The sequence below is a fragment of the Actinoplanes teichomyceticus ATCC 31121 genome (assembly GCF_003711105.1).
GTDB classification, from domain to species: domain Bacteria; phylum Actinomycetota; class Actinomycetes; order Mycobacteriales; family Micromonosporaceae; genus Actinoplanes; species Actinoplanes teichomyceticus.
This window is the reverse complement of record NZ_CP023865.1, coordinates 5,326,370-5,353,274: the sequence shown is the minus strand read 5'-3', so window position 1 is coordinate 5,353,274 and position 26,905 is coordinate 5,326,370. Positions and strand designations below refer to the sequence as shown.

Annotated in this window: 24 protein-coding genes; 16 read left to right on the top strand and 8 right to left on the bottom strand. The window is 73.4% G+C overall.

Annotated features, from left to right (window positions below):
• The first annotated feature begins 1 nt into the window (after nt 1).
• From ACTEI_RS37285 to ACTEI_RS23475, 4 genes are all read left to right on the top strand, one after another.
• On the top strand, nt 2-160 hold the full coding sequence (locus ACTEI_RS37285) for a hypothetical protein (protein WP_164465863.1): 159 nt from the start codon (nt 2-4) through the stop codon (nt 158-160).
• Nucleotides 160-450 (top strand): hypothetical protein, encoded by a 291-nt coding sequence (locus tag ACTEI_RS23485; protein WP_122979627.1) that lies wholly within the window; start codon nt 160-162, stop codon nt 448-450. The genes ACTEI_RS37285 and ACTEI_RS23485 overlap by 1 nt, the downstream gene beginning before the upstream one ends.
• Nucleotides 447-830 carry a hypothetical protein gene (locus tag ACTEI_RS23480; protein ID WP_122979626.1) on the top strand — a complete coding sequence of 128 codons (384 nt, stop codon included), beginning with the start codon at nt 447-449 and terminating at the stop codon, nt 828-830. Before ACTEI_RS23485 ends, ACTEI_RS23480 begins: the two co-directional genes overlap by 4 nt.
• Nucleotides 831-952: 122 nt before the next feature.
• Entirely contained in the window at nt 953-1,444 is a 492-nt protein-coding gene (locus ACTEI_RS23475; RefSeq protein WP_145830901.1) for a hypothetical protein, read from the top strand.
• A 106-nt stretch (nt 1,445-1,550) separates the two neighbouring features.
• On the opposite strand, the gene ACTEI_RS23470 is transcribed toward ACTEI_RS23475, so the two are convergent.
• Nucleotides 1,551-2,882: a cation:dicarboxylate symporter family transporter gene (locus tag ACTEI_RS23470; protein WP_122979624.1), complete on the bottom strand. Its 1,332-nt coding sequence runs from the start codon at nt 2,880-2,882 to the stop codon at nt 1,551-1,553.
• 84 nt (nt 2,883-2,966) lie between these two features.
• Here ACTEI_RS23470 and ACTEI_RS23465 point away from each other — a divergent pair, with 84 nt between their 5' ends.
• Both ACTEI_RS23465 and ACTEI_RS23460 read left to right on the top strand, forming a co-directional pair.
• Nucleotides 2,967-4,520, top strand: coding sequence for a sensor histidine kinase (locus tag ACTEI_RS23465; RefSeq protein ID WP_122979623.1), 1,554 nt, complete (start codon nt 2,967-2,969; stop codon nt 4,518-4,520).
• Nucleotides 4,517-5,185 (top strand): response regulator, encoded by a 669-nt coding sequence (locus tag ACTEI_RS23460; protein WP_122979622.1) that lies wholly within the window; start codon nt 4,517-4,519, stop codon nt 5,183-5,185. Before ACTEI_RS23465 ends, ACTEI_RS23460 begins: the two co-directional genes overlap by 4 nt.
• A gap of 3 nt (nt 5,186-5,188) precedes the next feature.
• Here ACTEI_RS23460 and ACTEI_RS23455 read toward each other — a convergent pair whose 3' ends face one another.
• The gene (locus tag ACTEI_RS23455) at nt 5,189-6,646 is read right to left on the bottom strand and encodes a GGDEF domain-containing protein (protein ID WP_122979621.1); all 1,458 of its coding nucleotides are present in this window, start codon (nt 6,644-6,646) and stop codon (nt 5,189-5,191) included.
• Between the two features lie 78 nt (nt 6,647-6,724).
• Here ACTEI_RS23455 and ACTEI_RS23450 point away from each other — a divergent pair, with 78 nt between their 5' ends.
• Nucleotides 6,725-8,935: a putative bifunctional diguanylate cyclase/phosphodiesterase gene (locus tag ACTEI_RS23450; RefSeq protein WP_122979620.1), complete on the top strand. Its 2,211-nt coding sequence runs from the start codon at nt 6,725-6,727 to the stop codon at nt 8,933-8,935.
• Between the two features lie 147 nt (nt 8,936-9,082).
• Here the strand turns inward: ACTEI_RS23450 and ACTEI_RS37280 are convergent, their stop codons facing one another.
• Nucleotides 9,083-9,253 (bottom strand): hypothetical protein, encoded by a 171-nt coding sequence (locus tag ACTEI_RS37280; RefSeq protein WP_164466059.1) that lies wholly within the window; start codon nt 9,251-9,253, stop codon nt 9,083-9,085.
• 619 nt (nt 9,254-9,872) lie between these two features.
• On the opposite strand from ACTEI_RS37280, the gene ACTEI_RS23440 reads away from it, so the two are divergent.
• The 9 genes from ACTEI_RS23440 to ACTEI_RS23400 all read left to right on the top strand — a co-directional run bounded on the left by ACTEI_RS23440 (nt 9,873) and on the right by ACTEI_RS23400 (nt 21,243).
• Nucleotides 9,873-10,484 (top strand): CPBP family intramembrane glutamic endopeptidase, encoded by a 612-nt coding sequence (locus ACTEI_RS23440; RefSeq protein ID WP_145830900.1) that lies wholly within the window; start codon nt 9,873-9,875, stop codon nt 10,482-10,484.
• Between the two features lie 124 nt (nt 10,485-10,608).
• The gene (locus ACTEI_RS23435) at nt 10,609-12,183 is read left to right on the top strand and encodes a DHA2 family efflux MFS transporter permease subunit (protein WP_122979617.1); all 1,575 of its coding nucleotides are present in this window, start codon (nt 10,609-10,611) and stop codon (nt 12,181-12,183) included.
• Nucleotides 12,184-13,110: 927 nt separating this feature from the next.
• Nucleotides 13,111-13,716, top strand: a complete 606-nt coding sequence (locus ACTEI_RS23430; RefSeq protein WP_122979616.1) for a helix-turn-helix transcriptional regulator — start codon at nt 13,111-13,113, stop codon at nt 13,714-13,716.
• Nucleotides 13,717-13,857: 141 nt separating this feature from the next.
• Nucleotides 13,858-14,412 (top strand): VanZ family protein, encoded by a 555-nt coding sequence (locus ACTEI_RS23425; protein ID WP_122979615.1) that lies wholly within the window; start codon nt 13,858-13,860, stop codon nt 14,410-14,412.
• Between the two features lie 595 nt (nt 14,413-15,007).
• On the top strand, nt 15,008-16,921 hold the full coding sequence (locus ACTEI_RS23420) for a nucleoside-diphosphate sugar epimerase/dehydratase (protein ID WP_239082680.1): 1,914 nt from the start codon (nt 15,008-15,010) through the stop codon (nt 16,919-16,921).
• A 32-nt stretch (nt 16,922-16,953) separates the two neighbouring features.
• Nucleotides 16,954-18,210 carry a nucleotide sugar dehydrogenase gene (locus ACTEI_RS23415; RefSeq protein ID WP_122979613.1) on the top strand — a complete coding sequence of 419 codons (1,257 nt, stop codon included), beginning with the start codon at nt 16,954-16,956 and terminating at the stop codon, nt 18,208-18,210.
• A gap of 13 nt (nt 18,211-18,223) precedes the next feature.
• Nucleotides 18,224-18,883 (top strand): sugar transferase, encoded by a 660-nt coding sequence (locus ACTEI_RS23410; protein ID WP_122979612.1) that lies wholly within the window; start codon nt 18,224-18,226, stop codon nt 18,881-18,883.
• Nucleotides 18,873-19,970 carry an aspartate aminotransferase family protein gene (locus tag ACTEI_RS23405; protein ID WP_122979611.1) on the top strand — a complete coding sequence of 366 codons (1,098 nt, stop codon included), beginning with the start codon at nt 18,873-18,875 and terminating at the stop codon, nt 19,968-19,970. Before ACTEI_RS23410 ends, ACTEI_RS23405 begins: the two co-directional genes overlap by 11 nt.
• A 37-nt stretch (nt 19,971-20,007) precedes the next feature.
• Nucleotides 20,008-21,243, top strand: a complete 1,236-nt coding sequence (locus ACTEI_RS23400; RefSeq protein ID WP_122979610.1) for a hypothetical protein — start codon at nt 20,008-20,010, stop codon at nt 21,241-21,243.
• A 19-nt stretch (nt 21,244-21,262) separates the two neighbouring features.
• On the opposite strand, the gene ACTEI_RS23395 is transcribed toward ACTEI_RS23400, so the two are convergent.
• From ACTEI_RS23395 to ACTEI_RS23375, 5 genes are all read right to left on the bottom strand, one after another.
• Complete coding sequence (locus ACTEI_RS23395; RefSeq protein ID WP_145830899.1) at nt 21,263-21,688, bottom strand: hypothetical protein; 426 nt, start codon at nt 21,686-21,688, stop codon at nt 21,263-21,265.
• A gap of 400 nt (nt 21,689-22,088) precedes the next feature.
• Complete coding sequence (locus ACTEI_RS23390) at nt 22,089-22,895, bottom strand: intradiol ring-cleavage dioxygenase (RefSeq protein WP_122979608.1); 807 nt, start codon at nt 22,893-22,895, stop codon at nt 22,089-22,091.
• Nucleotides 22,896-23,119: 224 nt separating this feature from the next.
• The gene (locus tag ACTEI_RS23385) at nt 23,120-24,553 is read right to left on the bottom strand and encodes a GGDEF domain-containing protein (RefSeq protein ID WP_122979607.1); all 1,434 of its coding nucleotides are present in this window, start codon (nt 24,551-24,553) and stop codon (nt 23,120-23,122) included.
• 111 nt (nt 24,554-24,664) lie between these two features.
• Nucleotides 24,665-25,873: an FAD-dependent monooxygenase gene (locus ACTEI_RS23380; protein ID WP_122979606.1), complete on the bottom strand. Its 1,209-nt coding sequence runs from the start codon at nt 25,871-25,873 to the stop codon at nt 24,665-24,667.
• Nucleotides 25,874-25,882: 9 nt separating this feature from the next.
• Entirely contained in the window at nt 25,883-26,905 is a 1,023-nt protein-coding gene (locus ACTEI_RS23375; protein ID WP_122979605.1) for a GNAT family N-acetyltransferase, read from the bottom strand.

The following is a 26,905-nucleotide window of genomic DNA, read 5'->3' as shown; positions in this document are numbered from 1 at the left end:
GATGCTCACAGAGATCGCGCGCCACCTGCTCTACCGCCGCCGGGCCGCCGCCGCCCGCGCCTGGCGGGACGCTGAACGCGCCCAGGCCGCCGAGCGGAACGCCGCGGTGCGCCGGATCGTTGCCCAGGACGTGCCCGACCCGGCCGGGAGGCGAGGCTAATGCTCCGGACCGGTGACGTCATCCACGTGACGCGGGCGGCGAGCGTGCAGTTCGCCGCACGCCCGATCCTGTTCCGGGTCATCCGGGTGCTGAACTGGACTACGTACGAGGGTTGGGTCTGGCTCGACGGGTACGAGCTGAACGCGGCCACCGGCGACGCCGTGGACCGCCGGACCATCTTCGTGCAGCCCGCCGGACTGCAGCGGGTGGGCGGCGCGCCCGACCCGCGGGCCCGCAACGCCCGCACGCCGTCGGCGCGCCGGCCGGCCACCCGGACGAGTTCCCGATGACCGCACTGGAGGGCATGGCGCTGCGTCGCCACAACCGCATCGTGGTCGCCCGCCGCACCGGGTGGCCCGCCGGCGCGTTGGCCATATGTGAGCGCCTGGACGCCGAGCACCCGGGCTGGCACGCGAGCTGGCTGGGTCCGAACTACGGCCGGGGCTGGGAAAGGCCGGCCGGGTTCGCCGCGTGGCGGCCCGGCTGGTGGATGGTCGGCTGCAACGATCTGCGCCGGCTGCCGGAGGACGGGATCACCCGCAAGCCGGTGGCGTTCGGGCCGTCGGTGGCCGAGTTGGAGGCCCGGATCGCCGTGATCGAGGCGTTGCACGCCGAGGAGGAGGCCGAGGAGGAGCGGCTCTACTCGGCGATCCGGCGGGGCCTGCGGTGACCCACCCGGGCGGCGCGCCGCAACTTGAGAGCTAAAGTTCTGACCATTCGTCTGACCAGCCCAAACTGGACGGACGAAACCGGGCTGAAACCTCCCTCAAGGTGATCACCAGGGGTAGCGCGGTGATCACCTACGTCGTTCAATGGAGCCTCACGACGCTGGACGCCGATCTGAGGGGAGATCCGTTCATGCCGATGACACAGGTCGCCGTGGTCTTTGTGCAGCCCGGACCCTACGACGAGACGTTCGCATACTCCGCCATCACGTACTGCCGGAACCGGGGAATCTTCCCGGGATATGTCATCCACGGCAACTGGCGGGCCGTGGAAATCCTGCTTGAGGAGCGGCTTGTCCAGGCAGTCATCGTTGCCCGGAACGAGCATCGATTCGACCGCCGCTTGGGTAATGGTGCCGATACGCCCCGAGCTCTGCCGCCGCACTTCAACACCCGGAGGTACGAGTCCGCAGCCGCCGCCCGGGCTGAGGTCGTGGACCTCGCCGAGCGGCGCTCGTGGGCCAACACCAGGAGAATCCCGTTGCCCAGCCGCCACCCGCAGAAGGTAAGGCGATGGGGGGAAGGGCCCTCCGGGCAGCTCCTCACGTTGCTGTCATAAGTGTCGGTTGACGAAGGAGCACGGGCCTGCCAGCGCGCTGTGCGTCCGGGCAGGCCCGGCGGCGCCTCGGGGGCCGGCGCGGCGGGGCCTGCGGCCCGGCTGCCGCTCAGGCGGCCGGCGTCCGCTGCGGCGGGCCGGCCGGCGCGGCCGGGGCGTGGTCGTCGTCGAGCATGGTGGCCTCGTCGAACGGGTCGGCGCCGCGCAGCACCCGGTCGGCCCTCTGCCGATCGAACTCGCGGGTCCAGACACCGATCAGGACGGTCGCTACGGCGTTGCCGGCGAAGTTGGTCAGCGCCCGGGCCTCGGACATGAACCGGTCGATGCCGACGATCAGGCCGACGCCGTCGACCAGCTCGGGGCGGTGGGTCTGCAGGCCGCCGGCCAGGGTGGCCAGGCCGGCGCCGGTGACCCCGGCGGCGCCCTTCGACGCGATGATCATGAAGAGGAGCAGGGAGATCTGCTCGCCGACGCCCAGCGGGTCGCCCATCGCCTGGGCGATGAACAGCGACGCCATGGTCAGGTAGATCGCGGTGCCGTCGAGATTGAAGGAGTACCCGGTCGGCACGGCGATGCCGACGACCGGCTTGCTCACCCCGACGTGCTCCATCTTGGCGATCAGCCGGGGCAGGGCCGACTCGGAGGAGGAGGTCGACAGGATCAGCAGGAACTCGCGGCCCAGGTAGCGGAACAGCCGCAGGACGTTGATCCGGGCGACCAGCCAGAGCAGCGGGCCGAGCACGGCGAACACGAAGATCACGCAGGTCAGGTAGAAGCCGAGCATGATCTGGCCGAGGCTGATCAGCGCGTCCACGCCGGCCGACCCGACCACGGCGGCGATCGCGCCGAACGCGCCGATCGGGGCCAGCCACATCAGCATCGCCAGGATCCGGAAGACCAGGCGCTGGAACAGGCCGATGGCGCGCAGTACCGGCTCGGCGCGGTCGCCCATCGACTGCAGCGCGAAGCCGACCAGCAACGCGACCAGCAGGGTCTGCAGCACCTCACTGCTGACCAGCGGTGACACCAGGGTGGTCGGGATGATTCCGAGCAGGAAGTCGGCGGTGCTCTCGTCGGCGGTCTCGCCGACCTGCTGGTGGCCGGCCGCGGCGGTCGAGGCGTCCAGGTGCAGCCCGGAGCCGGGGTGGATGAGGTTGCCGACGAGCAGGCCGACGGCCAGGGCCACGGTGGACATCAGCAGGAAGTAGCCGAGGGTGAGGCCGCCGACCTTGCCGACCTTGGCGGCCTGCCGGACCGAGCCGACGCCGAGCACGATGGTGCAGAAGATGACCGGGCTGATCATCATCTTGATCAGGTTGACGAACCCGGTGCCGATCGGCTTCAACGCCACCCCGGTGTCCGGGGCGATCAGTCCCACGGCGATACCGAGGAGCACGGCCGCGATCACGGCCGGGTACAGGTAGCGGGTGCGATCCTTCATGCCTCGCCACTGTGGTCTAGGTCTCAGCCCGGATCACGATTACGGTCATTCTGTTCATCGTTCCGAGACGTGAGACGGCAACACATGACCCGACGGTGGAGTATCGCGCGGCAGCTGTTCGCGTTGCAGGTGCTGGTGGTGACCCTGCTGGTGGCGGCGTGCACCACGGGCGCGGTGCTGCTGGCCCGGCGGGACGCGCGCGACGCGGCGATCGGCGAGGTGACCGCGGTGGCCGAGACGATCGCGCAGTCGCCGGCCGTGATCGACGCGCTGGGCGCCGCCGATCCCAGCGTGCTGCTGCAGCCGTACGCGGAGAGCACCCGGCGGGCCACGCACACCGACTTCATCGTGGTGATGGCCCCGGACCGGACCCGGTACACGCATCCGACGCCGCAGCTGATCGGCCGGCCGTTCGCCGGCTCGGTCGGCGGCGCGCTCGCCGGCGGGGTGGTGGTCGAGCAGTACCGCGGCAGCCTCGGCGACTCGTGGCGCGCGGTGGTGCCGGTCCGGAACGCGGCGGGCACGATCATCGGCCTGGTGGCGGTCGGGATCACCACCGCCGCGATCAACCGGGATCTGCTCGCCCAGGTTCCCACCGTGGCCGCCGGCACGCTCGCCGCGCTGCTGCTGGCCGCGGCCGGGTCCGCACTGCTGAGCCGGCGCCTGCGCCGGCAGACGCACGGGCTCGGCCCGGCCGAGATGACCCGGATGTACGAGTACTACGACGCGGTCCTGCACGCCGTGCGCGAGGGTCTCGTGGTCGCCGGCCGGGACGGGCGGATCGAGCTGATCAACGACGAGGCGCGGCGGCTGCTGGGCGTGCCCGCGGACGGTCCGGCCGGCCCGCCCGCCGAGGTCGCCGACCTGATCGCCGAGCGCCGCCCGATGGTGGACGAGCCGATCCTGGCCGGTGACCGGATCCTGGTCGCCAGCCGCCGGGAGGCCCGGTTCGAGGGGCGCGCCCTGGGCACCGTGCTGACCCTGCGCGACCACACCGAGCTGCGGCAGCTGACCGGCGAGCTGGACTCGGTGCGTGGGCTCACCGAGGCGCTGCGGGCGCAGGCGCACGAGGCGGCGAACCGGCTGCACACCGTGCTGACCCTGGTCGAGCTGGGACAGCCGGAGGAGGCGGTGCGGCTGGGCACCGAGGAGCTGGCGCTGGCCCAGCAGCTGACCGACCAGGTGGTCGGCGCGGTGCGCGAGCCGGCGCTGGCGGCGCTGCTGCTGGGCAAGTCGGCGCAGGCGGGGGAGCGCGGCGTGGAACTGAGCGTCGACCCGTCGTCGTGTCTGGACGGTGCGCCGCTGCCCAGCCGTGACCTGCTCACCGTGACCGGCAACCTGGTGGACAACGCGCTGGAGGCGGTGTCCGGGGTGGCCGGGCCGCGCCGGGTGCGGGTGCTGATCCGGCAGGGCCCGGCCGAGGTGCTGGTCCGGGTCAGCGACACCGGGCCCGGCCTGACCCCGCAGCAGGCCGCCGCGGCCTTCCGGCGCGGCTGGTCGACCAAGCCGGGAGCCGGGCGCGGTGTCGGGTTGTCGCTGGTCCGGCAGGTTGCCGAGCGGTACGGCGGCAGCTACGGCATCGACCCGGCGCCCGGTGGCGGCGCGGTCCTGACCGTCCGGCTTCCGGTGCCGTCGTGATCCGGGTGCTGGTGGTCGACGACGAGCCGCTGATCGCCCAGGCGCACCGGGCCTACACCGAGCGGGTGCCCGGGTTCGAGGTGGCCGGGGTGGCGCACACCGCCCAGGAGGCGATGGGGGTGCTGCGTACCGCGGAGGTCGATCTGATCCTGCTCGATCTGAACCTGCCGGACCGGCACGGGCTGGACCTGGCCCGGGCGTTGCGGGCCGCCGGCAACGGCGCCGACGTGCTGGCCGTGACCTCCAGCCGGGACCTCGCCGTCGTCCGTCAGGCGGTCGCCCTCGGGGTGACCCACTACCTGCTGAAACCGTTCACCTTCGCGGCCTTCCGGGACCGGCTGGAGCGCTACGCGCGATACCGCGCGCAGGTGCGCGAGGCGACCGAGGTGGCCGCCCAGCACGAGATCGACCGGGTCTTCGCGACGCTGCGCGGCGGGTCGCCGGACAGCCTGCCGAAGGGACTGGACCCGGCCACCTTCGACCGGATCCGGGCGGCGCTGCGGGCCGCGGACGGGCTGTCCGCCGCCGAGGTGGCGGCCCGTACCGGCACGTCGCGGGTGACCGCCCGCCGCTACCTGGAGCATCTGGCCGAGACCGGCCGGGCGGTGCGCAGCCCCCGCTACGGCGGCCCGGGCCGCCCGGAGGTGGAGTACCGCCCGGCCTGAGGCTCAGGCGGCGGCCAGCCAGGCGGTGCCGGGCAGTTTCTTGGCCGCGTACATCGCCTGGTCGGCGTGGCGCAGCACGGTGGCCGGGTCGTCGCCGGGCACACCGGTGGCCAGGCCGATGCTGAGCCGGATGTGCAGCTGCTCGCCGCGCGTGCGGACCGGCGCGCCCACCGTGGCGATCACCTGCTCGATCACCGCCTGCGCGCGGTCCGGCGCGCCCGGCAGGACCAGCACGAACTCGTCGCCGCCGAGGCGGGCGGCGAGGTCGCCGGGCCGTACGGCCGCGCGCAGCGCCGCGGCGACCGTGGTCAGCAGCAGGTCACCGGCCTCGTGCCCGTACGTGTCGTTGACCTGTTTGAACCCGTCCAGGTCGAGCAGCGCCACCCGGACCGGACCGTCGTGCAGCGCCTCCTGGAGCCGCTGCTGGAACAGCGCCCGGTTGGCCAGCCCGGTCAGCGCGTCATGGCTGGCCGCGTGGTCGATCTCGGCCAGCAGCCGGGCGTTGTCGCGCAGCGTGCCGGCCTGCCGGACGGCCACCATCGCGGTCAGCACCACCGCGCTGAACGCCACCGCGATCAGGTCGCTGCGGTCCACGACCGCCGACCACAGCAACAGGCCGTCGACCGCGGCGACCGCGGCGTAGGGCAGCAGGCTGTACGGGCGCCGCCGCGGCGGCCGGCGGGCCGGGGCGGCGGCGGGCGCCCGCCACTGCGCCACGGCCGCCTTCGCGCCGAGCACGAAGATCGCCGGCAGCTGCACCTGGGCGACGTACAGCCGCGGGTCGAGGTGGACCAGCAGCGGTTGCAGGATCGGGGCGAACGCGCCGAGGAACACCGCGGCCGCCAGCAGCCGCAGCCCGCGCCCGTCGATCGCCGAGTACTCCGCCATGATCACCTTGGCGAGCGCGAACACCATCAGCACGGCGAGCACGCTGAGCGCCAGCGAGGCGGCCACCGGCGTGGTGAGCCCGGCGCCGAGCGCCTGCCGGGTGCCGAAGTGCCAGATGAAGACGGCCGAGGCCAGCGCCACCACGCCGGCATCCAGGACCACCCGGGCCGCGGAACCGGCCTGCCGGCCGCCGGCCGGCAACCGGATCAGAGCGTGGCACAAGGCCAGCAGCGCGGCCGCGTTGAGCAGCAGCGTCGCCGTCCCGGTGTACGACGAGCGCGCCCCCGGATGGCCGATCACGTCGATCGCCTGCGCGGTCTGCGCGGCTCCGACCAGCAGCGGCACCGGCGCCAGCTGCCGCCAGAACCGGCGGGTCGCGGCGGGCAGCTGCGGGTTGCGTGACAGCAGCCCGAAGACGGCCGCGACCAGCGGGCCGTACCCGGGCATGGTGACCCACAGCAGCCACGCCGGGCCGCAGGGGTGCACCGGCCACAGCACGAACCCGGCCACCGCCACCGCGAACAGGGCGAGGCAGGCGCGGGTGGCCAGGCGGGCCGGATACGGGACGCTCACTCGTCGAGAATCGGCAGCCGGCGGACCTGGTTGAGCCTGCCGCTCAACTTTGCCGATCACGTGCCGAACTGACCGGTTGTGACGGGTCTCCGGCGTACCCCCGCGTGGCTCGCCTGGCTGCTGGGCGGTACGGCCGCCGCGGTCGGGTATGCGCTGCTGCCCTACGGCTGGACGTCGGTGGTCATCTCCACGCTGATCTCCGCCGGCGCCTGCGCGCTGATGGTCGTCGGCGCCCGCCGGTACCACCGGCCCCAGCTGTCCGCCTGGTACGTCTTCACCGGCGGGGTGGCCGCCTGGGTGGCCGGTGACCTGGTGTTCGCGGCGCAGGCGCTGTCCGGTTCGTGGGCGTACCCGGCCTGGTCGGACGCCTTCTACCTGGGCGCCTACCCGCTGCTGATGACCGCGCTGTTCCTGCTGACCGGCCGGCGCGGCCCCCGGTCCGGCAACCTGATCGACTCCGCGATCGTGGCGATCAGCGTCGGGATCGCGTACTGGACGTTCGTGATCCAGCCGATCGTGGTGGACGACAGCCTGTCGCCGCTGGCCCGGGCGGTGACCGCCGGCTACCCCACGATGGGGGTGCTGCTGTGCGCGCTGCTGGTGCCGGTGCTGCTGCGCCGCGGGCCGCGCACCGCCGGGATGTGGCTGCTGACCGTGGGCGGCGTGGCCATCCTGGCGTGCAACGTGGTGTACACGCTGCTGCCCGAGGTGATGGCCGCCGCCGGCTCGTTCTTCTACGCCGGCTACCTGTTCGCGTACGTCTGCTGGGCGTCCGCGGCGGCCTGCCCGGCGCCGCCGGAGGCGCCCGCCGAGGAGGCCGACAGCCTCGGCTGGAGCCGCCTGCTGGTGCTGACCGCCTCGCTGCTGCTGGTCCCGGCGATCCTGCTGGTGCAGGGCGGCGTCGACTCCGGCCGGCTCGTGGTCGGTCTCGGGTCGATGGTGCTGTTCATGCTGGTGGTGTGCCGGATGTCCGGGTACATCGCCCGGGTGCACAGCCAGTCCCGGCGGCTGCGCGACCTGGCGATGCGTGACGACCTCACCGGCTTGCCGAACCGGCGCGCCTTCGAGGCGGAGGCGGCCAAGGGGGTGGCGGCCGGGCCGTGCCGCCTCATCATGATCGACCTGGCCGGGTTCAAGCACGTCAACGACCGGCTCGGCCGCGCCGCCGGGGACCAGGCGCTGGCCGCGGTCGCCGCGGTGCTGCGCGCCTCGCTGCGCGAGGGGGACGCGGTGGCCCGGATGGGCGCCGACGAGTTCGCCGTGCTGGTCCTGGACGCCCACGGGGGCGAGAGGGACGCGGTCGTCGCCCGGCTGGTCGACGTGCTGCGCCGCCCGATCGTCTCCGGCGAGCACGAGCTGCTGCTCAACGCCCGGTTCGGGGTGGCCGACAGCGAGCGCGGCGGGGCCGTCGCGGTGCCCGAGCTGGTGCGCCGCGCGGACACCGCCCGGTACGCGGCGAAGGCGGCCGGCAGCCAGCTGATGGTGTACCGCGCCGAGCTGGACGAGCGCGCCGACGCGGCGGTGCGACTCGGCGCCGATCTGCGGCACAGCCTCGACGACGGCGACTTCCGGGTGGTCTACCAGCCGATCGTCGAGCTCAGCAGCGGCCGGATCGAGGCGGTGGAGGCGCTGGTGCGCTGGCACCACCCGGTGCGCGGGCCGGTCAGCCCGGCCGACTTCGTGCCGATCGCCGAGGACAACGGGCTGATCGTCGAGCTCGGCGAGTTCGTGATGCGTACCGCCTGCCGGCGCTTCGCCACCTGGCGGCGCGAGCTGGGCGCCGACGCGCCGCGCTACGTCAGCGTCAACGTCTCCGCCCGCCAGCTGCGCGAGCCGGGCTTCCCGGACGTGGTGGCCGGGATCCTCGCCGAGTGCGGCCTGGAACCGGCCGCGCTGCTGGTCGAGGTCACCGAGACGGCCCTGTTCGGCGGCGGCACCGCGGTGCACGCGGTGGAGACCCTGCACCGGGCCGGGGTGCTGATCGCGCTGGACGACTTCGGCACCGGCCACTCGTCACTGGGGCTGCTGCGCACCGTGCCGGTGAACGTGCTGAAGGTCGACAAGTCGTTCGTCGACGAGATCACCGCGGGCGGGGGCCGGGCGGTGATCGTGGACGCGCTGATCCACGTCAGCAAGGGGCTGGGGCTGCGCGCCGTCGCGGAGGGCGTGGAGAGCGCGGGCCAGGCGGTCTACCTGCGCGAGATCGGCTACGAGTACGCGCAGGGCTTCTATTTCGGCCGGCCGGTCACCGAGCCGGACTTCGTCCCGCTGGCCACCACGTTCGCCTGAGCGGCGGGGGCGGTCACCGGCGGCCGCGGATGCCGTCCAGGGCGAAGACCGGTATCCGCTCGCGCGCGCCTGGGACATCCGCGAGGCCGGGCCCCGGCCCCGCGTCCGCCACACCGGGGCCCCGCGTGCGGGGACCCCGGCCTCGCGCTACCGGTACGAACCCTCGTCGGGCTCCTCCATCGACCGCTCGATCAGGTCGTTCACCGGCCCGGTCCGGACCTCCTGCTCCTCGTCACCGGGCTGCTGGTCGGCGTCGGCCGACCCCGGCCCGTCCGTGGTCACGAACTCGGCGAAGCTCTCCGGCTCAAGATCACTCATAACCGCCGTATACCCGCTCCCGGCCGGATGTAGCCCCCGCCCGGCGAAGTGCCGCCGGCGCACCGCGTCCGGCCGGACCGTGGCGTGGTCCCCCACCCGGTCCGCGATGTCCCGGCGGCGGGCTCGGTGCGGTTCCGGCTCGGTGCGGTTCCGGCTCGGTGCGGATACGGTCGCGGCGATCGGTGGGGTCGTCGGTCTCCCGTAGGCTCCGGCCGGATCCACGCCGTGTGCCTGTCCATCGTGGACCGATGCAGGTGGGCGCCGGCTGCCCACACGCTTCTCATCCGGTGGTTCGTCCGATACGGGCGCCGGAGTCCGCGACCGGCGACGTGCGTGACGGCGACCGCGGCCAGCGGTCCGGTTTATCGTGGGGTGTGCCGTTCGAGCCGGATCCGCCGCGGGGAGCCGGTAACCCGCACCCGGGTCCGTCGCCGGGCGGCGGGAATCCCCGCCCGGGTCCGCCGCCGGGAGCCCGCAATCCGCGCCCGGGTGCGCCGCGGGGAGCCGATAATGCCCGGCCGGGTACGTTGCCGGCCAGCGGGGATTCCCGGCCGGGTCCGTCGCCGGGCGGCGATCTTCGCCCGGGCGTCGCCGGGCCGCGCTCGGGACGGTGGCGCGGGTGACCCTCGTCACAGTCGTTCTGATGATCGCCGCGGTCCGGGTCTGGACCCGGGCCGGACCGGCCCGGGTGCAGCCGATCACCGGGCCGCTGGCCGCGGCGCTGCTGGTCGCGGTCTCCGGGCTCACCCGCGGTGAGTGCGGGCTGACGACCGCCGGTTTGCGGTACGGCCTGGCCGGCGCCGCCGTGATCGCGCTCGGGTACGCGGTGGCGGTGCGGGTCCCGGCCACGCGCCGCCTCTTCCGCACCGCCTACCCCCGCCCGTGGCGTACCGCGCTGTTCGCGGTGCCGCTGGCCACGGTGGTGTTCGAGGAGGTGGCGTTCCGCGGCGTGCTGTGGGGGCTGATCGACCGGGAGCGCGGACCGGCCTGGGCGACCGGCGTGACCGCGGTGCTGTTCGGGCTCTGGCATCTGGGCCCGGGCCGGCCGTGGACCGACGCGGTGGTCACCGGTGTGGCCGGGGTGGTGCTCGGCGTGCTGCGGGACGCCGGGGGCGGGCTGCCGGCGCCCGCGCTGGTGCACTGGGCCGCCGACGGGCTGGGTGTGCTCGCCGCCGCGCGGGTGACCGGAACACCCGATCAGTGGGCAGGGCCACAGTCGGGAGACGGATAAAGGGAGGTGCGCGGCGGGCCGGCCCGTTACGCTCACGCCGTGACACGGCGGGCCGGGGGGCTGCGCCCGCCAGTTCTGTCCGGACAATCCGCCGCGTGGGCCCACGCGGCCATTGGAGTTTCTGTTGAGTAGTCAAGCCGCGGCTGCGCCGGCCAAGCTCGACGCCGCCGTCCTCAAGATCGCCGGGGTCGTGGTCCTCGGCGCGATCATGTCGATCCTCGACGTCACCGTGGTCAGCGTCGCGTTGCCCACCTTCCAACAAGAGTTCGACGCCACGTACGCCGAAGTCGCCTGGACCATGACCGGGTACACGCTGGCGCTGGCCACGGTCATCCCGCTCACCGGGTGGGCGGCCGACCGGTTCGGCACCAAGCGGCTCTACATGACCGCGCTGGTGCTGTTCACCCTCGGCTCGGGCCTGTGCTCCACCGCCGACAGCATCGGCCAACTGGTCGGCTATCGGGTGCTGCAGGGGCTGGGCGGCGGCATGCTGATGCCGCTCGGCATGACGATCATGACCCGGGCCGCCGGTCCGGAGCGGATCGGCCGGCTGATGGCCGTGCTCGGCATCCCGATGCTGCTCGGCCCGATCGGCGGCCCGATCATGGGCGGCTGGCTGATCGACGTGGCCAGCTGGCACTGGATCTTCCTGATCAACCTGCCGATCGGCGCGGTCGCGCTGGTCTACGCGTGGTGGGCGCTGGAGAAGGACAACCCGGAGCCGTCCGAGTCGTTCGACTTCATCGGCATGTTGATGCTGTCCCCGGGTCTGGCCTCCTTCCTGTACGGCGTCTCCTCCCTGCCCGAGGAGGGCACCTTCGGCGCGACCGAGGTGTGGGCGCCGATGCTGGTCGGGGCGCTGCTGGTGATCGGGTTCGTGTTCTACTCGTTCAAGCCCCGCCACCCGCTGCTCGACCTGCGCCTGTTGCGCGACCGCAACCTGACCGTCGCGGCGATCACGCTGGCCGTCTTCACCGTCGCGTTCATGGGCGCCGGCCTGCTGTTCCCGAGCTACTTCCTGCAGGTGCGCGGCGAGACGACGCTCGACGCCGGCCTGCTGATGGCCCCGCAGGGCATCGGCGCCATGGTGACCATGCCGATCGCCGGGATGCTGGCCGACAAGGTGCCGGTGGGCCGTACCGTCCCGTTCGCGCTGCTGCTGATCGCCGCCGGGTTCTTCACGTTCACCCAGGTGGGGACGGACACGTCGTACGTGCTGCTGTGCGGTTCGCTGTTCGTGATGGGGCTGGGCATGGGCGGCACCATGATGCCGATCATGACGTCCGCCCTGCGTACGCTCACCAACCACGAGGTCGCGCGGGGCTCCACGCTGCTCAACATCCTGCAGCAGATCGCCGGCTCGGTGGGTTCGGCGATGATGTCGGTGATCCTGACCAACCAGCTCAACGAGTCCGCCGCCATCCCGGGCCTCACCGACCCGGCCACCGGCGAGCCGGTGACCGAGGCCGGGGCGGCGATCGGCTCCTGGCAGAACCCGCAGATCGCCCAGCAGCTGCCGCCGGACCTGCTCCAGCGCGGGCTGCGGTTCGTCGCGGACTCGTTCGCGACGACGTTCTGGGTCGGGTTCGTGCTGACCCTGGCCACGTTGATCCCGGCGCTGTTCCTGGCGCGCAAGCGGCAGCAGACGCGTGTGGCGACCGACGGGAGCGCGGCGCCGGCGCCGATCGTCATGCACTGAGGCCGGGCCGCGGTCCGGGCGCCTGCGGATTCCCTGGCGCGCGGACGGCCCGGCGGTTGTCCGCCTGATGCGGCAGGCGCTCCCGGTCGGTCCGGGGGCGCCTGCGCCGTTTCCGCACGCCGCGCGCCACCGGGCCGCGACGCCGGGCGCGGGGATGACCTGCCGGCGCAGAGTGGACCGCGAGAGCCCTATGCCGCGATCCCGGGCGCGGGGGCGCCCTGCCAGTGGGCGGAGTGGCCTGCGGGTCCCCTTCGCCGCGATTCCGGGCCCCGGGGGAGCTACCGGCGGGCAAAGTGGACCGCGAGAGCCCTACGCCGCGATCCCGCGCGGGGGTGACCTCTGCCGGGGCCGGTGCTGAACCGCCCCCGGACGCTTCACCGGCGCGCGTTGATCCGGACCGGCCCGCTGCGGCCGCGCCCCGCGCCGCCGGCCCGGCGACGGGTGGCATCGGACAATCAACGCATCGCCAATCATGAAAATGGTCCGGTGGCATCGATCTCCCGAGTGATCCGGAATGGGTGATGCGCCGGGGAGTTGATTTCCCGAGGCGGGAAACGCGAGAGTGGTGTCCGAAAAGTAAGCACTTGTAATAATTGACGGGTCATTTCTCCTGAGTGCGGGCCGGTGCGGCGCCCGGGTTGCTCGAAGAATTCGTTGATCCGGTGGGTCGGTCTCCGTCGAACGGCCGACAGAGCGTGCATGGATCGTTTCGCTCAGTTACTTTGTGGGAGTGCCCCCGCGTTCCGACCGGTGGCACGGAACGGTTTTGACCAGCCTCCTGCCGTATCCATGCAAATCTTTGTCAGATCGACTTCGCCGCACTCGCAGAATGGTGGCGGGTCGTCGGGAAAAAGTAATGCGCCAAGCGTTTTGCGGACGGGTCCGGCGCCCGGTCGCAGGCCGGCGCCCATCGACGAGGGTGGTGTGATGATCCGTGTCGTGGTGGTGCGGGACGAGGGATACTTCGGTGTTCCGGTGCGCACGTTCCTGGAGACCGAACCGGACATGCACTACGTCACCACCCTGCCGATCAACGCCGAACTGGCGCCGCGTGCCGCGCGGCTGTGGCCCGCGGTGATCGTGATCGACACGGAGTACATGGTGAGTCAGCTGCTGCCGATCGCCGACGAGCTGCACGCCGCCGTCCCGTCCTGCGCCATGCTGCTGCTCTGCGATCCGTCCAAGCGTGGGATGCTGCCGCCCCGGCGATGGAACGGCGGCCTCAACTTCCTGCTCAAGAGCGCCGCGGCCGCCTCGCTGGCCGACTCGGTGCGCCGGCTGGCGGCCGGCGAGCGGGTGGTCTCGCCGATGCTGCAGGCCGCCTCGCTCAACACCGACCGCGGGTTGAGCACCCGGGAGCTGGAGGTGCTCGGCCTGGCCGCCGAGGGGGAGTCGGTGAAGGAGATCGCCGGACGGCTCTACCTCGCCGGCGGCACGGTGCGCAACTACCTGTCCGCGGTGATCGCCAAGACCGGCGCCCGCAACCGGCTGGACGCCATCCGGATCGCCCGCAAGGAGGGCTGGCTGCGGTGAGCCCGAGGCGGGGCCTCCGAGGGCTGGCTGCGGTGAGCCCGAGGCGGGCCACCGGCGGGCGCGGCGCCGCCGGTCACCCGGGATCGCCCGGGAACGCCGGGAGACGGGCCGGCCCGGCCGGGTCGCGTAGCGTGGGACGTGATGGGTGCTGAACAGTTGAAGGTCCCGGCGTTGCCGGTGCTGCTGCCCCTGGGCGCGGTCCTCATGCTGCTCTCCTGGCTGTGGCTGCGCCGCCGGGACCGGCTCACCGCTCGTCGCCTGCTCGCCGCCTGGGCCCTGTCGTGGTACGCGGTGGCCGTCCTCGGCGCGACCATGCTGCCGATGTCGCTCTCCTGGGGGCCGGACGCCGGGTCGGCGGAGACCTGGCGGATCCTGCTGGTGCCGTCGCTGAGCACGCGCCGCCGCGACTTCGTGCTGAACGCGATGATGACCCTGCCGCTGGCCGCGCTGCTGCACCTGAACTTCGGGGTGACCGACCGGCTGCGGGTGGTCCGGATCGGTTTCCTGCTCAGCCTCGGCATCGAGACGACCCAGCTGATGCTGATCCTCACCCTGCACGGCAACCGCTGGGCGGACGTCAACGACCTGCTGTCCAACACCATCGGCACGATTCTCGGCTACCTCGGGTGGTGGCGTCTCATGCGTTCCGCGCGGGTGCGGAACGCGGTGACCGAGGTGCCGGCCGGGGTGCGGTGAGCCGTCCGTGGAACCGCCCGGCCGCGGCGGCCGGGCGGCCCGCGCCGCAGCGCTGACCGCGTGCCGCGCCCGCATCGCCGTCCCCCGGTCGGATAGTCGACGAAACGCTTGCGACGGCTGCCGCGAGAACGGTGCCGCAATGGCCGTCACAACCGTTGGTCGCCGATGTCACCGCTAAGGTGAGAATCCCTCGTCGACGGCATGACACATTCCTCTGAATGGCCGTCGGGTGACTCCGGACGGGTTTTTCGAAAAGGCGATCGACGACGCGTGCGGAACGGGCGACCGGGACGTGAGAAACATTCGCACAGCCCGTGACAAATGCTACTGCAATCGACTCCCCGGCGGCTGGAACGCTGAAAGCCGCGAATGGCCCGTGCGTGGCCGCAACGACTCGTGAACGCGATTTCTCACCGGGGCGGAGCGGGTTCCGCCGGCCGGTTCGGCGTTACGCGTCCAGCAAGGATCCGCGGCCGGTTGCCGCCGGCACCGTACGAGGGGGAATCTGATGCAGAGACGGCGAGCCGCTGGCGGCGGCCCAGCGGCGGGCGCACCGGCCGGCGCGCGGCCCGGTCCGGGTCCGGCGGGCGCACCGGTGGGCGCGCGGCCCGCCCGGCGCGTGCCGTGGTGGCGTGCGGCGCTGCCCGGCCGGGCGGCGCGCGCCGGCGCCGACGCGCTCGCCCTGGCGACGGCGCTGTTCGTGGCGACCCTGCTGCGCCACGACGGGCGGCTGGACCACCTCGACGGCGCCGGCCTGGCGGCGCTCGGCGCGGTCGCCGCGCTGGCGCACACCGGCGCCGGGGTCGTGTCCGGCCTCTACACCGGACGGTGGTCGTACGGCTGCTTCGAGGAGATCCTGGCGCTGGCCAAGACCGCCGCGGTGACCACACCGGCGGTGCTGGTGCTGGACACGCTGCTGGGCCGGTTGGCGCCCCGTTCGGCGATCATCGCCGCCGGGCTGATCGGCCTGGTCCTGGCCGCCGGCGTCCGGTACGCCGTGCGCCTGCTGCACGACCAGCGCCTGCGCCCGCACCCCGAGGCCGGCAGCCGGGTCGTGGTGATGGGCGCCGGCGAGGGCGCCACCCAGGTGATCCGCGCCATGCTGCGCAGCCCGTCCAGCCCGTACGTCCCGGTCGCCCTGCTCGACGACGACCCCACCAAGCGGGCCCTGCAGATCATGGGCGTGCCGGTGGCCGGCGACCGGCACGCGATGGCCGAGGTGGTCCGCCGGTTCCGCGCCGACGCCGTGGTGATCGCCATCCCCAGCGCCGGCGCCGACCTGATCCGTTCGCTCACCGACCTGGCCGCCCCGCTGGAGGTGGAGGTCAAAGTGGTCCCGCCGGTGGCCGAGCTGTTCGGCCGCACCGTGCGGGTCGAGGACATCCGCCCGGTCGGGCACGCCGACCTGCTCGGCCGCCGGGAGATCACCATCGACCTGGCCGCGGTCGCCGGTTACCTGCAGGGCCGCCGGGTACTGGTCACCGGGGCCGGCGGCTCGATCGGCGCCGAGCTGTGCCGGCAGGTCGCCCGGTTCCACCCGGCCCGGCTGGTGATGCTCGACCGTGACGAGTCCGGCCTGCACGCGGTGCAGCTGTCGCTGGACGGCCGAGGCCTGCTCGACGACCGCAACCTGGTCGTCGCCGACATCCGCGACCAGCAGCGCCTCGACGAGGTGTTCGCCGAGCACAAGCCGCACGTGGTGTTCCACGCGGCGGCGCTCAAGCACCTGCCCCTGCTGCAGATGCACCCCGCCGAGGCTCTCAAGACCAACATCCTGGGTACGTACCAGATCCTGCAGACCGCGCTGCGGCACCACGTCGACCGGCTGGTCAACATCTCCACCGACAAGGCCGCCGACCCGTGCAGCGTGCTCGGCTACTCCAAGCGGATCGCCGAACGGCTCACCGCCGCCGCCGACGCGGCCACCACCGGCACGTACGCCAGCGTCCGGTTCGGCAACGTGCTCGGCAGCCGCGGGTCGGTGCTGACCGCGTTCACCGCGCAGGTCGAGGCGGGCGGCCCGATCACCGTCACCCACCCGGACGTGACCCGGTACTTCATGACCGTGCAGGAGGCCGTCCGGCTGGTCGTGCAGGCCGGCGCGGTGGACAGCCACGGCGAGGTGCTGGTGCTGGACATGGGCGAGCCGGTCCGGATCGCCGACGTGGCGCGGCGGATCGCGGCGAGCGCCGGTGGACGGGTCCCGATCGTCTACACCGGACTGCGGCCCGGCGAGAAGCTGGCCGAGGTGCTGCTCGGCCCGGACGAACCGGACCACCGGCCGCACCACCCGCTGATCTCGCAGGCCCCGGTGCCGCCGCTGGACGGGGCGGTGCTGTCCCTGCTGGACCCGTCGGCGTCCCGCGAGGACCTGATCGCGGTGCTGCGCTGGCTGGCCGAGAGCCCGGCCCTGCCGCCCGGCCGGGCCGGCGCGCCGGCGACCCGCTCCGGTGGGCGCGCCGGGCGGCGGCACGCCGAGTTCACCATGCGCCTGGGCCGGCACCCGTGAGCGCGCCCACCCACCACGACAGGAGCATCCCGATGCGGGTAGTCGTCGCCGGCCAGGGTTACGTCGGACTGCCGCTGGCCGTCCGCGCCGCCGAGGCCGGGCACCGCGTGGTCGGCTTCGACGTCGACGACGAGCGGGTCAAGCGCCTGGCCGCGGGCGAGTCCTACGTCGACGACGTGACCTCCGAGCAGCTGCGGCAGGTGCTGGCCGGCGGCCGGTTCCAGGCCTCGTCCGACCCGCGCGCCTGCGCCGGCTTCGACGTCGCGGTGATCGCGGTGCCCACCCCGCTGCGCGACGGCACCCCGGACCTGCGCCACATCGAGGAGTCGGCGCGCACCCTGGCCCGCTACCTGCGCCCCGGCGCGTGCGTCGCGCTGGAGTCCACGACCTACCCGGGCACCACCGCCGAGCTGGTCGGCCCGCTGCTGGAGGAGGGCTCCGGGCTGATCGCCGGCGAGGACTTCTTCCTCGGCTACAGCCCGGAACGCATCGATCCGGGCAACCGGCAGTGGCGGCTGGCCAGCACCCCGAAGGTGGTCTCCGGGATCAACCCGGCGTCGCTGCAGCGGGTCCGGGCGTTCTACGCCTCCCTCGTCGAGCGGACCGTCCCGGTGTCCGATCCGCAGGTCGCCGAGCTGGCCAAGCTGCTCGAGAACACCTTCCGGCACGTCAACATCGCGCTGGTCAACGAGCTCGCGGTGTTCGCCCACGAGCTGGGCATCGACATCTGGGAGGCGATCGACGCGGCGAGCTCGAAACCGTTCGGGTTCATGCGTTTCGTGCCCGGGCCCGGCGTCGGCGGCCACTGCCTGCCGATCGACCCGTCCTACCTGTCCTGGCGGGTGCAGCGGGCGCTCGGCCAGAGTTTCCGCTTCGTCGAGCTGGCCAACGACATCAACAACCACATGCCCGACTACGTCGTACGCCGGCTCGTCGCCGCCCTCAACCGGCGCCGCCGGGCGGTCAACGGCGCCACCGTGCTGCTGCTCGGGCTGGCCTACAAGCGCAACAGCGGCGACGCCCGGGAATCGCCGGCCCGGCGGGTCGCGGAGCTGCTGCTCGACATGGGCGCCGAGGTCCGCGCCGCCGACCCGCACGTGGTCGAGGACGCGCGCGTCGACCGGCGGGTGACCCGGGTGTCGCTGACCGCCGGGGAGGTGGCCGCCGCCGACGCGGTCGTCCTGCTCGCCGATCACGACGCCTTCGACCTGGACCTGGTGGCCGGGCACGCCCGGTACGTGCTGGACACCCGCCACCGCCTGACCGGAAGCACCGTCGAATCGATCTGAGCCGGAGGTAATCGTGGACCTCGTACGCCCGACCTGGGATGTTCTCAATCGCGTCGCCGCCGCGGCCGCCCTGGTCCTGCTCGCCCCGCTGATGGTGGCCGTCGCGCTGTGGGTGCGGCTCGCCGACGGCCGGGGGGTGCTGTTCGTGCAGGACCGGGCCGGCCGGGGCGGCACCCCGTTCCGGATGCTCAAGTTCCGCTCGATGGTGCACGACAGCGTGGCGATGAGCGCGCGGCTGGGCCTGACCGACCCGTTCGGCCTGCTGCGCGACGACCCGCGGATCACCCGGTGCGGCCGGACCCTGCGGCGCACCAGCCTGGACGAGCTTCCCCAGCTGATCAACGTGGTGCGCGGCCAGATGAACCTGGTCGGGCCGCGCCCGGACGTGCTGCCGCAGGTGGCGAACTACTCCGCCGAGGACGCCCGGCGCCTGCAGGTCAAACCCGGCATCACCGGATGGGCGCAGGTCAACGGCCGCGACGACATCGACTGGCCGCAGCGGTTCGTGCTGGACCGCTGGTACATCGACCACTGGTCGCCGCTGCTGGACTTGAAGATCATCTGGCGGACCGTGACCGGGCTGCGCCGCGGCGAGCCGCCGGTGCACGTGGACACCCTCAACGTCCGGCGCGCCGCCGGCGACGGCACCCCGGACCTGCGCCGTGCCGTCTGAGCCGGCCCGGGAGATCGGCTCGGAGTTCCACTGGGACCCGGCCGGCCTGCTCGGCGGCGGGTGCGGCGGCCTGCCGGACTGGCTGCCGGAGCGGCGGGAACTGTTCGCCACCGGGTGCGGGGCGCTGCGGGAGCTGCTGCGGCGGCTGGCGGCGCCCGGACGGCTGCACGTTCCGTCGTACTTCTGTCCCGGGGTCGCCGCGGCGCTCGCCGAGTGCCTGCCGGTGACCTACTACCGGCACCTGCCGGACGGGCGCGGGCCGCGCTGGGAGACGCTGCGGGTCCGGCCCGGCGACGTGGTGCTGGCGCAGAACCTGTTCGGCCGCGACGACCCGGCGCCGTGGGCGGGGTGGATCGCGGCCCATCCCGGGGTCCCGGTGATCGAGGACCACTCGCACGACCCGTTCGGCGGGTGGGCCCGGCGCAGCACCGCGGCGTACGCGCTCGCGTCGCTGCGCAAGACCCTGCCGCTGCCGGACGGGGCGCTGCTGTGGTCGCCGCAGGGGCGGCGACTGCCCGCGCCGCGGGGGCCGCAGAGTGCGGGCGCGGCCCAGAAGCTCACGGCGATGCTGCTCAAGGCCGGCTGGCTGGACGGGTGGCCGGTACGCAAGGAGCACTTCCGGGCGCTGCAACGCGCCGGTGAGAGCGCGCTGCTGGGCAGCTCCGGGCCGGTGAGCACGTTCACCGCGGCGGTGCTGCCGGTGCTGGACGTGGCCGGGATCCGGGCGCGCGGCACCCGCAACGTGGTGGCGCTGGGCGAGCTGCTCGACGGGTGTACCGGCAGGTGGCCCGCGGCGGACGCCGCGCCGTTCCGGCTGCCGTGGGTGGCCGCCACCCGGGCGCAGCGCGACGCGCTGCTGGCGCATCTCGCCGCGCACCGGATCTTCGCACCGGTGCACTGGCCGCAGAACCGGCACGGGTGGTGGAGCGGCGACCACGAGGCGGCCGCCTGGGCGGACCGGATGCTCACCCTGCCGGTTGATCATCGCTGCAGCTCAGCGGACGTGCGCCGGATCGCCGGGGTGGTCACCGGGTTCAGTGGCCGGGCCTCGCGCGAATCGAGGGACGGCCATATCATCAGGGCGTGAGAGCGGCCCGCACACCCGGTGACGGCGGTCGATCGCGATGACGACCGGTGGCTGGGTCGCGCTGGGCATCGCCGTCTTCGGCTCGCTGTGTTACGCGGCCGGCTCGATCCTGCAGGCCATCGGCGCCCGGCGCAGCACCAGCGCGGTCAAGACCCTGGGTCACCCGCTCTACCTGATCGGCATCGCGCTGGACATGGCCGCCTGGCTCGGCTCGATGGTCGCGCTGCGCGAGCTGGCCGTCTACCTGGTCGAGTCGGTGCTGGCCGGGTCGCTCGCCATCACCGCGCTGGCCGCCTGGCTGTTCCTCGGCTCCAAGCTGCGCCGGCGCGACGTCGCGGCGATCGTGGTCACCATCTGCGCGCTGGCCGGGCTGGCCCTGTCGGCCGGGCAGCAGCACATGGTGGCCGCGTCGTTCGGGCTGCGGCTGGGCTTCTGCGTGGCGCTGGTCGTCGTGCTGGTGCTCGGCTGGGCCGCCACCAGGATCGGCTCGCCGGGCCTGATCGCGTCGATCGGCGGGCTGTCGGTCGGCGCCGCCGCCCTCGGCGGGCGTGCCCTGCACCTGCCCGACGACGAGATGACCACGGTCGGCTCGGCCGCCTGGACCATCGCCACCGAGCCGTTGACCTGGGTGCTGCTGGTCTTCGCGGCCAACGGCATGGTGATGTACGCGAACGCGTTGCAGCGCGGCGAGGTGGGCCGGGTCACCGCGGTGCACTGGACCGGTGAGGTGATCGCCCCGTCGGTGATCGCCCTGACCATCCTGGGCGACACCGTCCGCCCCGGCTGGGAGCCGGTCGCGCTGGCCGCCGCGCTGATCACCGTGAGCTGCGCGATCGTGCTGGCCAGCGCCCCGGCGACGACCGTGGCCGCGGCCGAGGCGGCCGAGCCCGCCGCGTTGCCGGCCGGTGCGGAGCCGTACGCCCTGCCGGCGCCGCCGCTGCCGGTCCTGCCGGGCGCGGCCGGGCACCCGGTCGCGGCGCTCGCCCCGGGCCAGGCCTGGCGTCTGGCCATCCCGCTGGAGGCGCGCTGGCCGGCGTTGCAGCCGCCGCTGATCCGGGGCTACGGCACGATCGTCTGGTGGGGGCCGCCGAGCGCGCCGTTGCCCATCTGGGTCCCGCCGGACCGCACGCTCGTGCCGCGTGACCGGCCCAAACTCGCCGACCGGCCGCAGCGCATCTGGCCGGCCCGGGTCGGGCCGCAACTGCCCGCCGCCCGCCGGCCGGCGCGCCACCGGGAGATCATCATTCCCGGTCAGCGCCGCGACGCCGCCTGACCGCCGCCCGCCGCGAGCGTCATTCCGGGTACGGCACGAAGGTCCCGCTCACCCGCACCGCCGAGCGGCCGGAACTGCCGTTGGCGCCCTCGAAACTGCACGCGCGCACCCGCACGGAAATCATCTTCGAGTAGAACTCCTCGTTGCCGCCGGGCAGGACCGCCACCTGTTCGCCGTAGGTGATGTAGTACCGGCTGTCCGAGCCGCGCGCGTGAACCCATGCGGCCTTGACGATCCGCTTGTCGATGAGGAAACCGTCCGGTGCCCGGGTCACCACCGGCTCCCTGGACTCCCTGCAGTCGCGGACACCGGTCCTGCTGGAGGGCCTGGTCTCCACGTCGGCGACGATGGAGAAGCTCGGCGCCGCGGTCGCGGGGACGGCCGGCAGCACGCCGGCGGACAGCGCCAGGGACATCCCGGCGGTCATCCAGATCCTGCTTCGCATGGAACCTCTGCTCCTTCCGGCGCGGGCCCGCGCGTTTCGCCGCGGCCGTCGGCCGCGAACGGCGCCGGGACGCCGCCGCCGTCACTCGGTGATGGTGAAAGTCCTGTTCGCCCGCGGGTTTCCGGCGTCGCAGCGCCGCGGGTGGTTCGGCACCGGACGGGCGAACGGGCTTTCCTTCTCGTACGGACTTTTCCCACGGATAACGACATGCCCACTATCGCCCACCCGGAAGTTCCTGCCGCGGAAACCGTCGATTCCGGCCCGTTCGGCCCATCGCGCATTCCGCCGGTGCGGTGGAGTGCGGCGTCCGGCCCGCCCCGTTGCGGTCGTTGCCATTCGCGCGGCGTGACGGGTGTGCGCGCCCGGACCGGCGAGCGCGGTCCGGGCGGGCGTGGTCGGATCACAGATTGACGGAGATGGTCAGGTTGGCGACGTACCCCGCGGAGACCGAACCGGTGACGGTGGCCATCTCCCGGGCCGCCAGGTCGTCACCGAACACCATGTCGGTGGCCAGGGTGATCCGGCGCAGGTTGGTCACGCTCGCGGAGTACCCGGTGGCGCTGGCGTACACCGTCTGCGACACGTTCTTGGGCAGCGCGATCTGCGAGGTCTTGCGGATCGGCCCGGAACCGCTGGTGGCGGCGGCCAGCGACGAGTAGACCTCGAAGTGGATGTGCGGCCACCGGCCGGCGTAACAGCCCGGGTAGATGCTGGTGAAGGTGGCCACGCCGGCCGAGTTGGTGACCTGGATGCCACGCAGGTAGTTCTCGTTGGTCACCCCGGAGGAGTACAACGAGTACCGCCCGGCCCGGTCGCAGTGCCAGGCATAGACCGCGGCGCCGGCGACCCGGGTGCAGCTCAGGTTCTGCACGGTCAGGGAGAACTGCAGCGGCACGCCCGGCGCGGTGGTCGTCGAGGTGCCGAAGCTGGAGCGGATGTCGCTGCGCACGATGCCGGACTGCACGCGTACGTCCGGGCCGTTGGAGCCGTCCGCCGGGTAGGGCCCGGCCGTCTCCGACTCCACCTCGGCCGGGCAGGCGGCGGTGGTCGCGGCGTCGGCTCCGCCCGCGCCGGCCAGCGTGCCGCCGATCACCGCGGCGCCGACACCGCCGGCGACGGTCAGCATCCGGCGCCGGGACATCGCCGGCAGGTCGAACTGCAACCCCTTGTCGTGCACCTCGCGCACGTAGGCGTCGTTGTCTCGCATCGCTCCTCCTCGGGGCGGGGAATGGGTCGGAGGAGAGATAAGCATCGAAGTCTATGAATGGGCTGTGGTTGATCTCCGCTGGTCGGAAACGGCCCATATCCCTTCGGTCATACCCTTTCCGGTGCTCCAGGGTGGAGGCGGCGGTGTGCTCCCGATCCTGTCCCGGGGTGCGCTTCCGGGCCTGAGCCGCGATGCGTTCGAGCTCGGGTGTGCTTCCCCCGCGATCAGGCCACGCTGTTGCGGCCGCCGCGTTTCGCCTCGTACATTGCCACGTCCGCGTCCCGCACCAGCTGCCCGACACCGTGCTCGCCGGGCCGGCATCCGGCCACGCCGACACTGGCGCCGATCCGCGCCTGGGCCTCGCCCAGCTCGAACGGCGCCGTGAACGAGCCCAGCACCCGCTCGGCCAGCGGCCCCGGGTCGCCGGCGGTGAGCACCGCGAACTCGTCGCCGCCGAGCCGGGCCACCACGTCGTCCGGCCCGGCCGCGCGCCGCAGCCGCCGGGCCACCTCGACCAGGACCCGGTCCCCGGCCTCGTGCCCGTACGTGTCGTTGACCGGTTTGAACCCGTCCAGGTCCAGCAGCAGCAACGCGACCGGCCGGTCCGCGGCCGGCTCCAGCGCCCGTTCGGCGCTCTCCTCGAACCGGGCGCGGTTGGCGAGCCCGGTCAGCGGGTCGTGCTCGGCCCGGAACCGCAGGTCCTCGACGAGCGCGGAGAGCTGCCGGGTCAGCGAGCGGTTGTCGCCGAGGATGAGCATCTGGCGGAACACCACCAGCCCGGTCAGCGTCATGCTCAGCGCGGTCAGCATCCGGTCGAGCTGCCGGTGGGTGGCCAGCAGCGCCAGCCCGGTGACGAAGGCCAGCAGGAAGGGCACGTACGGCAGGTACGCCCGCGGCCGCCCACTCTCGCCGAGCCGGGTGACGCCCCGCAGTTCGGCCCGGTGCGGCGCGGCGACCGCGATGATCGCGAACGCGGTCAGCCAGAGCAGGTCGGGCAGCGAGCCGAACCGGTACGTCCCGGCCACCGACTGGTAGGCGTAGACCGTGTCGGCGGCGAACATCACCACGATGCCGACCGCGGCGATCTCCAGCGGTGCGCGCAGCGCCGCGCCGCCGCCGGCCAGCAGCAGGAGCACCAGGCTGAGGATGACCACGTCGACGAGGGCGTAGACCACCGTGCCCAGATGCGCGTCACCGGTCCGCTGGCGCGGGCCCAGGACCAGCGCCCACACCACGAACAACAGCGACGTCCCGATCATCAGCGCGTCGAAGAGTGTGCGCAGGCTCGCCGACGGGCGGCCCACCAGCAGCACCGCGGCCAGCGGCGTGGCGACCATGGTGACGGCGAAACCGGCGTTGCCGGCCGTGCCGATCGGCGCGTAACCGCTGTGCCAGCCGCCGGCCAGCCAGGTCACCTCGCCCAGCGCCCAACCCGCGGCGGCCAGGCTCCACATGGCGAGACCGGCGCGCATCCGGCCCCGCGCCCGGATCGCGGCGCGACCCCAGACCACCGCGACGAACAGCCCGATCCCGGTCAGGGCGAGCTGGCTGATCCGCCCCGCCACCAGCGGCGGCAGCGGCAGCACCCGGACGGTGAGCAGGTGGAGGGCGACGAGCAGGGTGGCCGCCACCGCCGCCGGTCGTCGCCTCTGCACCATGGCCGCAACCATCGGTGCGACTTCCGGCGAGCTGAGAGCTTTTCCCGGTACGGCGGATCGCCCGGCCGGGGCGTGCGCGGCGGGCGCCCCGGAAGCCGGGGAGGCCGGCGGTCAGGACAGCGCCGCGGACAGCCGCCCGGCCGGCCGCCGACGGGCCCGGTGCCAGCGCCGGGCGCTCAGCGTCCAGCGCAGCATCGTGCGCCCGGCGGTGCCCTGCGTGGACATGTGCAGCAGGTACCGCCACGCCGGATACTCGCCGCGCCGGTTCGACAGGGCGTAGGAGAACCGCCTGGCCGGCAGGTCCGCGTACTCGGGCATCCGCTCGAACCAGGCGCTGCTGGCGCGCGCCGCGCGCTGCAGCGGGGCGAGCGCCACCCTGCGCCGGTGTTCGTAGCGCTCCAGCGCGGCGCTCAGCGCCGTACCGTCGGCGATCCCGCCGGCGATGGCGTCGGCCAGCGCCATCGCGTCCTGCATCGCCAGCTTGGTGCCCGACCCGATGGCGAAGTGGGTGGTGTGCGCGGCGTCGCCCATCAGCACCACGTTGCCGTGGTCCCAGCGCTCGGCGGTGATCCGCCGGAAGTTCCGCCACCCCCGCCCGGCATGATCCAGCGGCCGGCCGTCCAGGTGGGCGGAGAAGATCTCCCGCAGCCGCGCGCAGCCGTCCGCCGGGTCCAACCGGTCCAGACCCAGCCCGGTCCAGGTCTCCGGGGGACATTCCGCGATGAACGTGCTGGCCCGGTCGGTGAACGGGTAGGCGTGGAACCAGATCCAGCCGGCCTCGGTGCGTTCGAAACCGAACGTGAAGGTGCGGAAGACGTGTGGCGTGCCCAGCCAGATGTACTTGTTGCGGCCGGTCTCGATCCGCGTCCCGAAGTGCCGCGCGCGGAAGTCCCGGATCCGGCTGCCCGCGCCGTCGCAGGCCACCACCAGGTCGGCCGGAGGCAGCGCGGCCGGGTCGGCCAGCTCGGCCTCGTACCGCACCTCGACGCCCAGCTGCCGGGCCCGCTCGCCGAGGATCTCCAGCAGCCGGTGCCGGCCCAGGCTGAACCCGTAGCCGCCGAGGTGGGTGACCGGTTTGCCGGTCGCGCGCACCTCGTACTCGTCCCACCCGCAGGCGGCGTCGACGATCCGGGCGGCGCTGACCGGGTCGTGGCGGAACAGGTCGTCGAGCAGGTCGTCCCAGAAGACCACGCCCCAGCCGTAGGTGACCCCGGCCGGGTCGCGCTCCAGCACGGTGATCCGGTGCCGCGGGTCGGCCAGTTTCGCCAGCACCGCGAAGTACAGGCCGGCGGGTCCGCCGCCGACGCAGGTGATTCGCATGGCGTGCTCCTAACGGTAGGACGGGAAGGTGCCGGTCAGGTCCGCCGGGTCGGCGTCCGGGCGGCGGGCGCGGACCAGGCTGTCGTACGCCGGCCGGTCGGTGACCACCCGCCAGGTGTGGAACGGGTGGCGACCCGGCGAGAACCCGGCCTTGTAGGAGAAGAGCGAGTCGGGCCGCCCGCCCTTGCCGCCGCCCAGGTGGAACACCTCGGCGCCGCGCTGTTTGCACCAGCGCCGCACCGAGTCGTAGAGCAACTCGTCGGCGTACCGGCCACGGGCGCGGCGGGTGGACGAGACGTAGCCGGTGGCGATCCCGTCGTACTCGAAGAAGGTGTTGCCGCCGACCACCTCGTCACCCTCCAGCGCGACGGCCAGGTGCATGTGCTCGCCGACCGCGTCGTGCAGCGCGGACAGGTGCTCGTAGGTGAAGAAGTAGTAGTCGGCGGCGCCGACCCGGCGCATGTTGTCGTGGTAGACCTCGACCCATTCGGCGAGCCGGCTCCAGTCGTCGAAGACCACCCGGGTGCCGGCGCGGCGCGCCCGGTTGATGTGGTTGCGGTGGTCGCCGCGGGTCTGCCGCCACATCTGCTCGACGCTGACGGTCAGGTCCATGGAGACCGTCTCACCGTGCCGGACCAGGGCGCCGGCCCGGCTCAGCACCGGCGACGGGGCGTCGAGCAGCGGGTGCATCCGGACGAACACCGAGATCACCCCGGCCTGCCGCAGGGTGCGCGCCAGCGCGGCGCAGGCCCGGCCCCAGAACGCCTCGTCGCCGGGCGCGGCATCGCTGACCGGGCCGGGATATCCGTACGGCGACAGCGCGTCACGCCACGGCGAGCCGGCTATCTCCCGGACGATCAGCGGGATCAGCAGCCGCCGCCCGTCGGCCCGGTAGTGGAAGGCGGCCGGCGTCCCGCCGTACAGCCGGGCGTCCAGGACGACGTAGTCCGGCACGTGGTACAGGTCGTGCTGGACGTGCTGCAACGTCTCCTTCCACTCCCGGGCCGACGGGTCCAGCAGCGATGCCGTCAT

Bases quoted from the DNA above. Each gene is read 5' to 3' on its own strand.
- ACTEI_RS23430 (WP_122979616.1), top strand. From the start codon at position 13,111: ATGATCCGTGTCGTGGTGGTGCGGGACGAGGGATACTTCGGTGTTCCG.
- ACTEI_RS23390 (WP_122979608.1), bottom strand. From the start codon at position 22,895: ATGCGAGACAACGACGCCTACGTGCGCGAGGTGCACGACAAGGGGTTG.
- ACTEI_RS23400 (WP_122979610.1), top strand. From the start codon at position 20,008: ATGACGACCGGTGGCTGGGTCGCGCTGGGCATCGCCGTCTTCGGCTCG.
- ACTEI_RS23480 (WP_122979626.1), top strand. From the start codon at position 447: ATGACCGCACTGGAGGGCATGGCGCTGCGTCGCCACAACCGCATCGTG.
- ACTEI_RS23425 (WP_122979615.1), top strand. From the start codon at position 13,858: ATGGGTGCTGAACAGTTGAAGGTCCCGGCGTTGCCGGTGCTGCTGCCC.
- ACTEI_RS23470 (WP_122979624.1), bottom strand. From the start codon at position 2,882: ATGAAGGATCGCACCCGCTACCTGTACCCGGCCGTGATCGCGGCCGTG.
- ACTEI_RS23385 (WP_122979607.1), bottom strand. From the start codon at position 24,553: ATGGTGCAGAGGCGACGACCGGCGGCGGTGGCGGCCACCCTGCTCGTC.
- ACTEI_RS23375 (WP_122979605.1), bottom strand. From the start codon at position 26,905: ATGACGGCATCGCTGCTGGACCCGTCGGCCCGGGAGTGGAAGGAGACG.
- ACTEI_RS23415 (WP_122979613.1), top strand. From the start codon at position 16,954: ATGCGGGTAGTCGTCGCCGGCCAGGGTTACGTCGGACTGCCGCTGGCC.
- ACTEI_RS23465 (WP_122979623.1), top strand. From the start codon at position 2,967: ATGACCCGACGGTGGAGTATCGCGCGGCAGCTGTTCGCGTTGCAGGTG.
- ACTEI_RS23380 (WP_122979606.1), bottom strand. From the start codon at position 25,873: ATGCGAATCACCTGCGTCGGCGGCGGACCCGCCGGCCTGTACTTCGCG.
- ACTEI_RS23395 (WP_145830899.1), bottom strand. From the start codon at position 21,688: ATGCGAAGCAGGATCTGGATGACCGCCGGGATGTCCCTGGCGCTGTCC.
- ACTEI_RS23485 (WP_122979627.1), top strand. From the start codon at position 160: ATGCTCCGGACCGGTGACGTCATCCACGTGACGCGGGCGGCGAGCGTG.
- ACTEI_RS37280 (WP_164466059.1), bottom strand. From the start codon at position 9,253: ATGAGTGATCTTGAGCCGGAGAGCTTCGCCGAGTTCGTGACCACGGAC.
- ACTEI_RS37285 (WP_164465863.1), top strand. From the start codon at position 2: ATGCTCACAGAGATCGCGCGCCACCTGCTCTACCGCCGCCGGGCCGCC.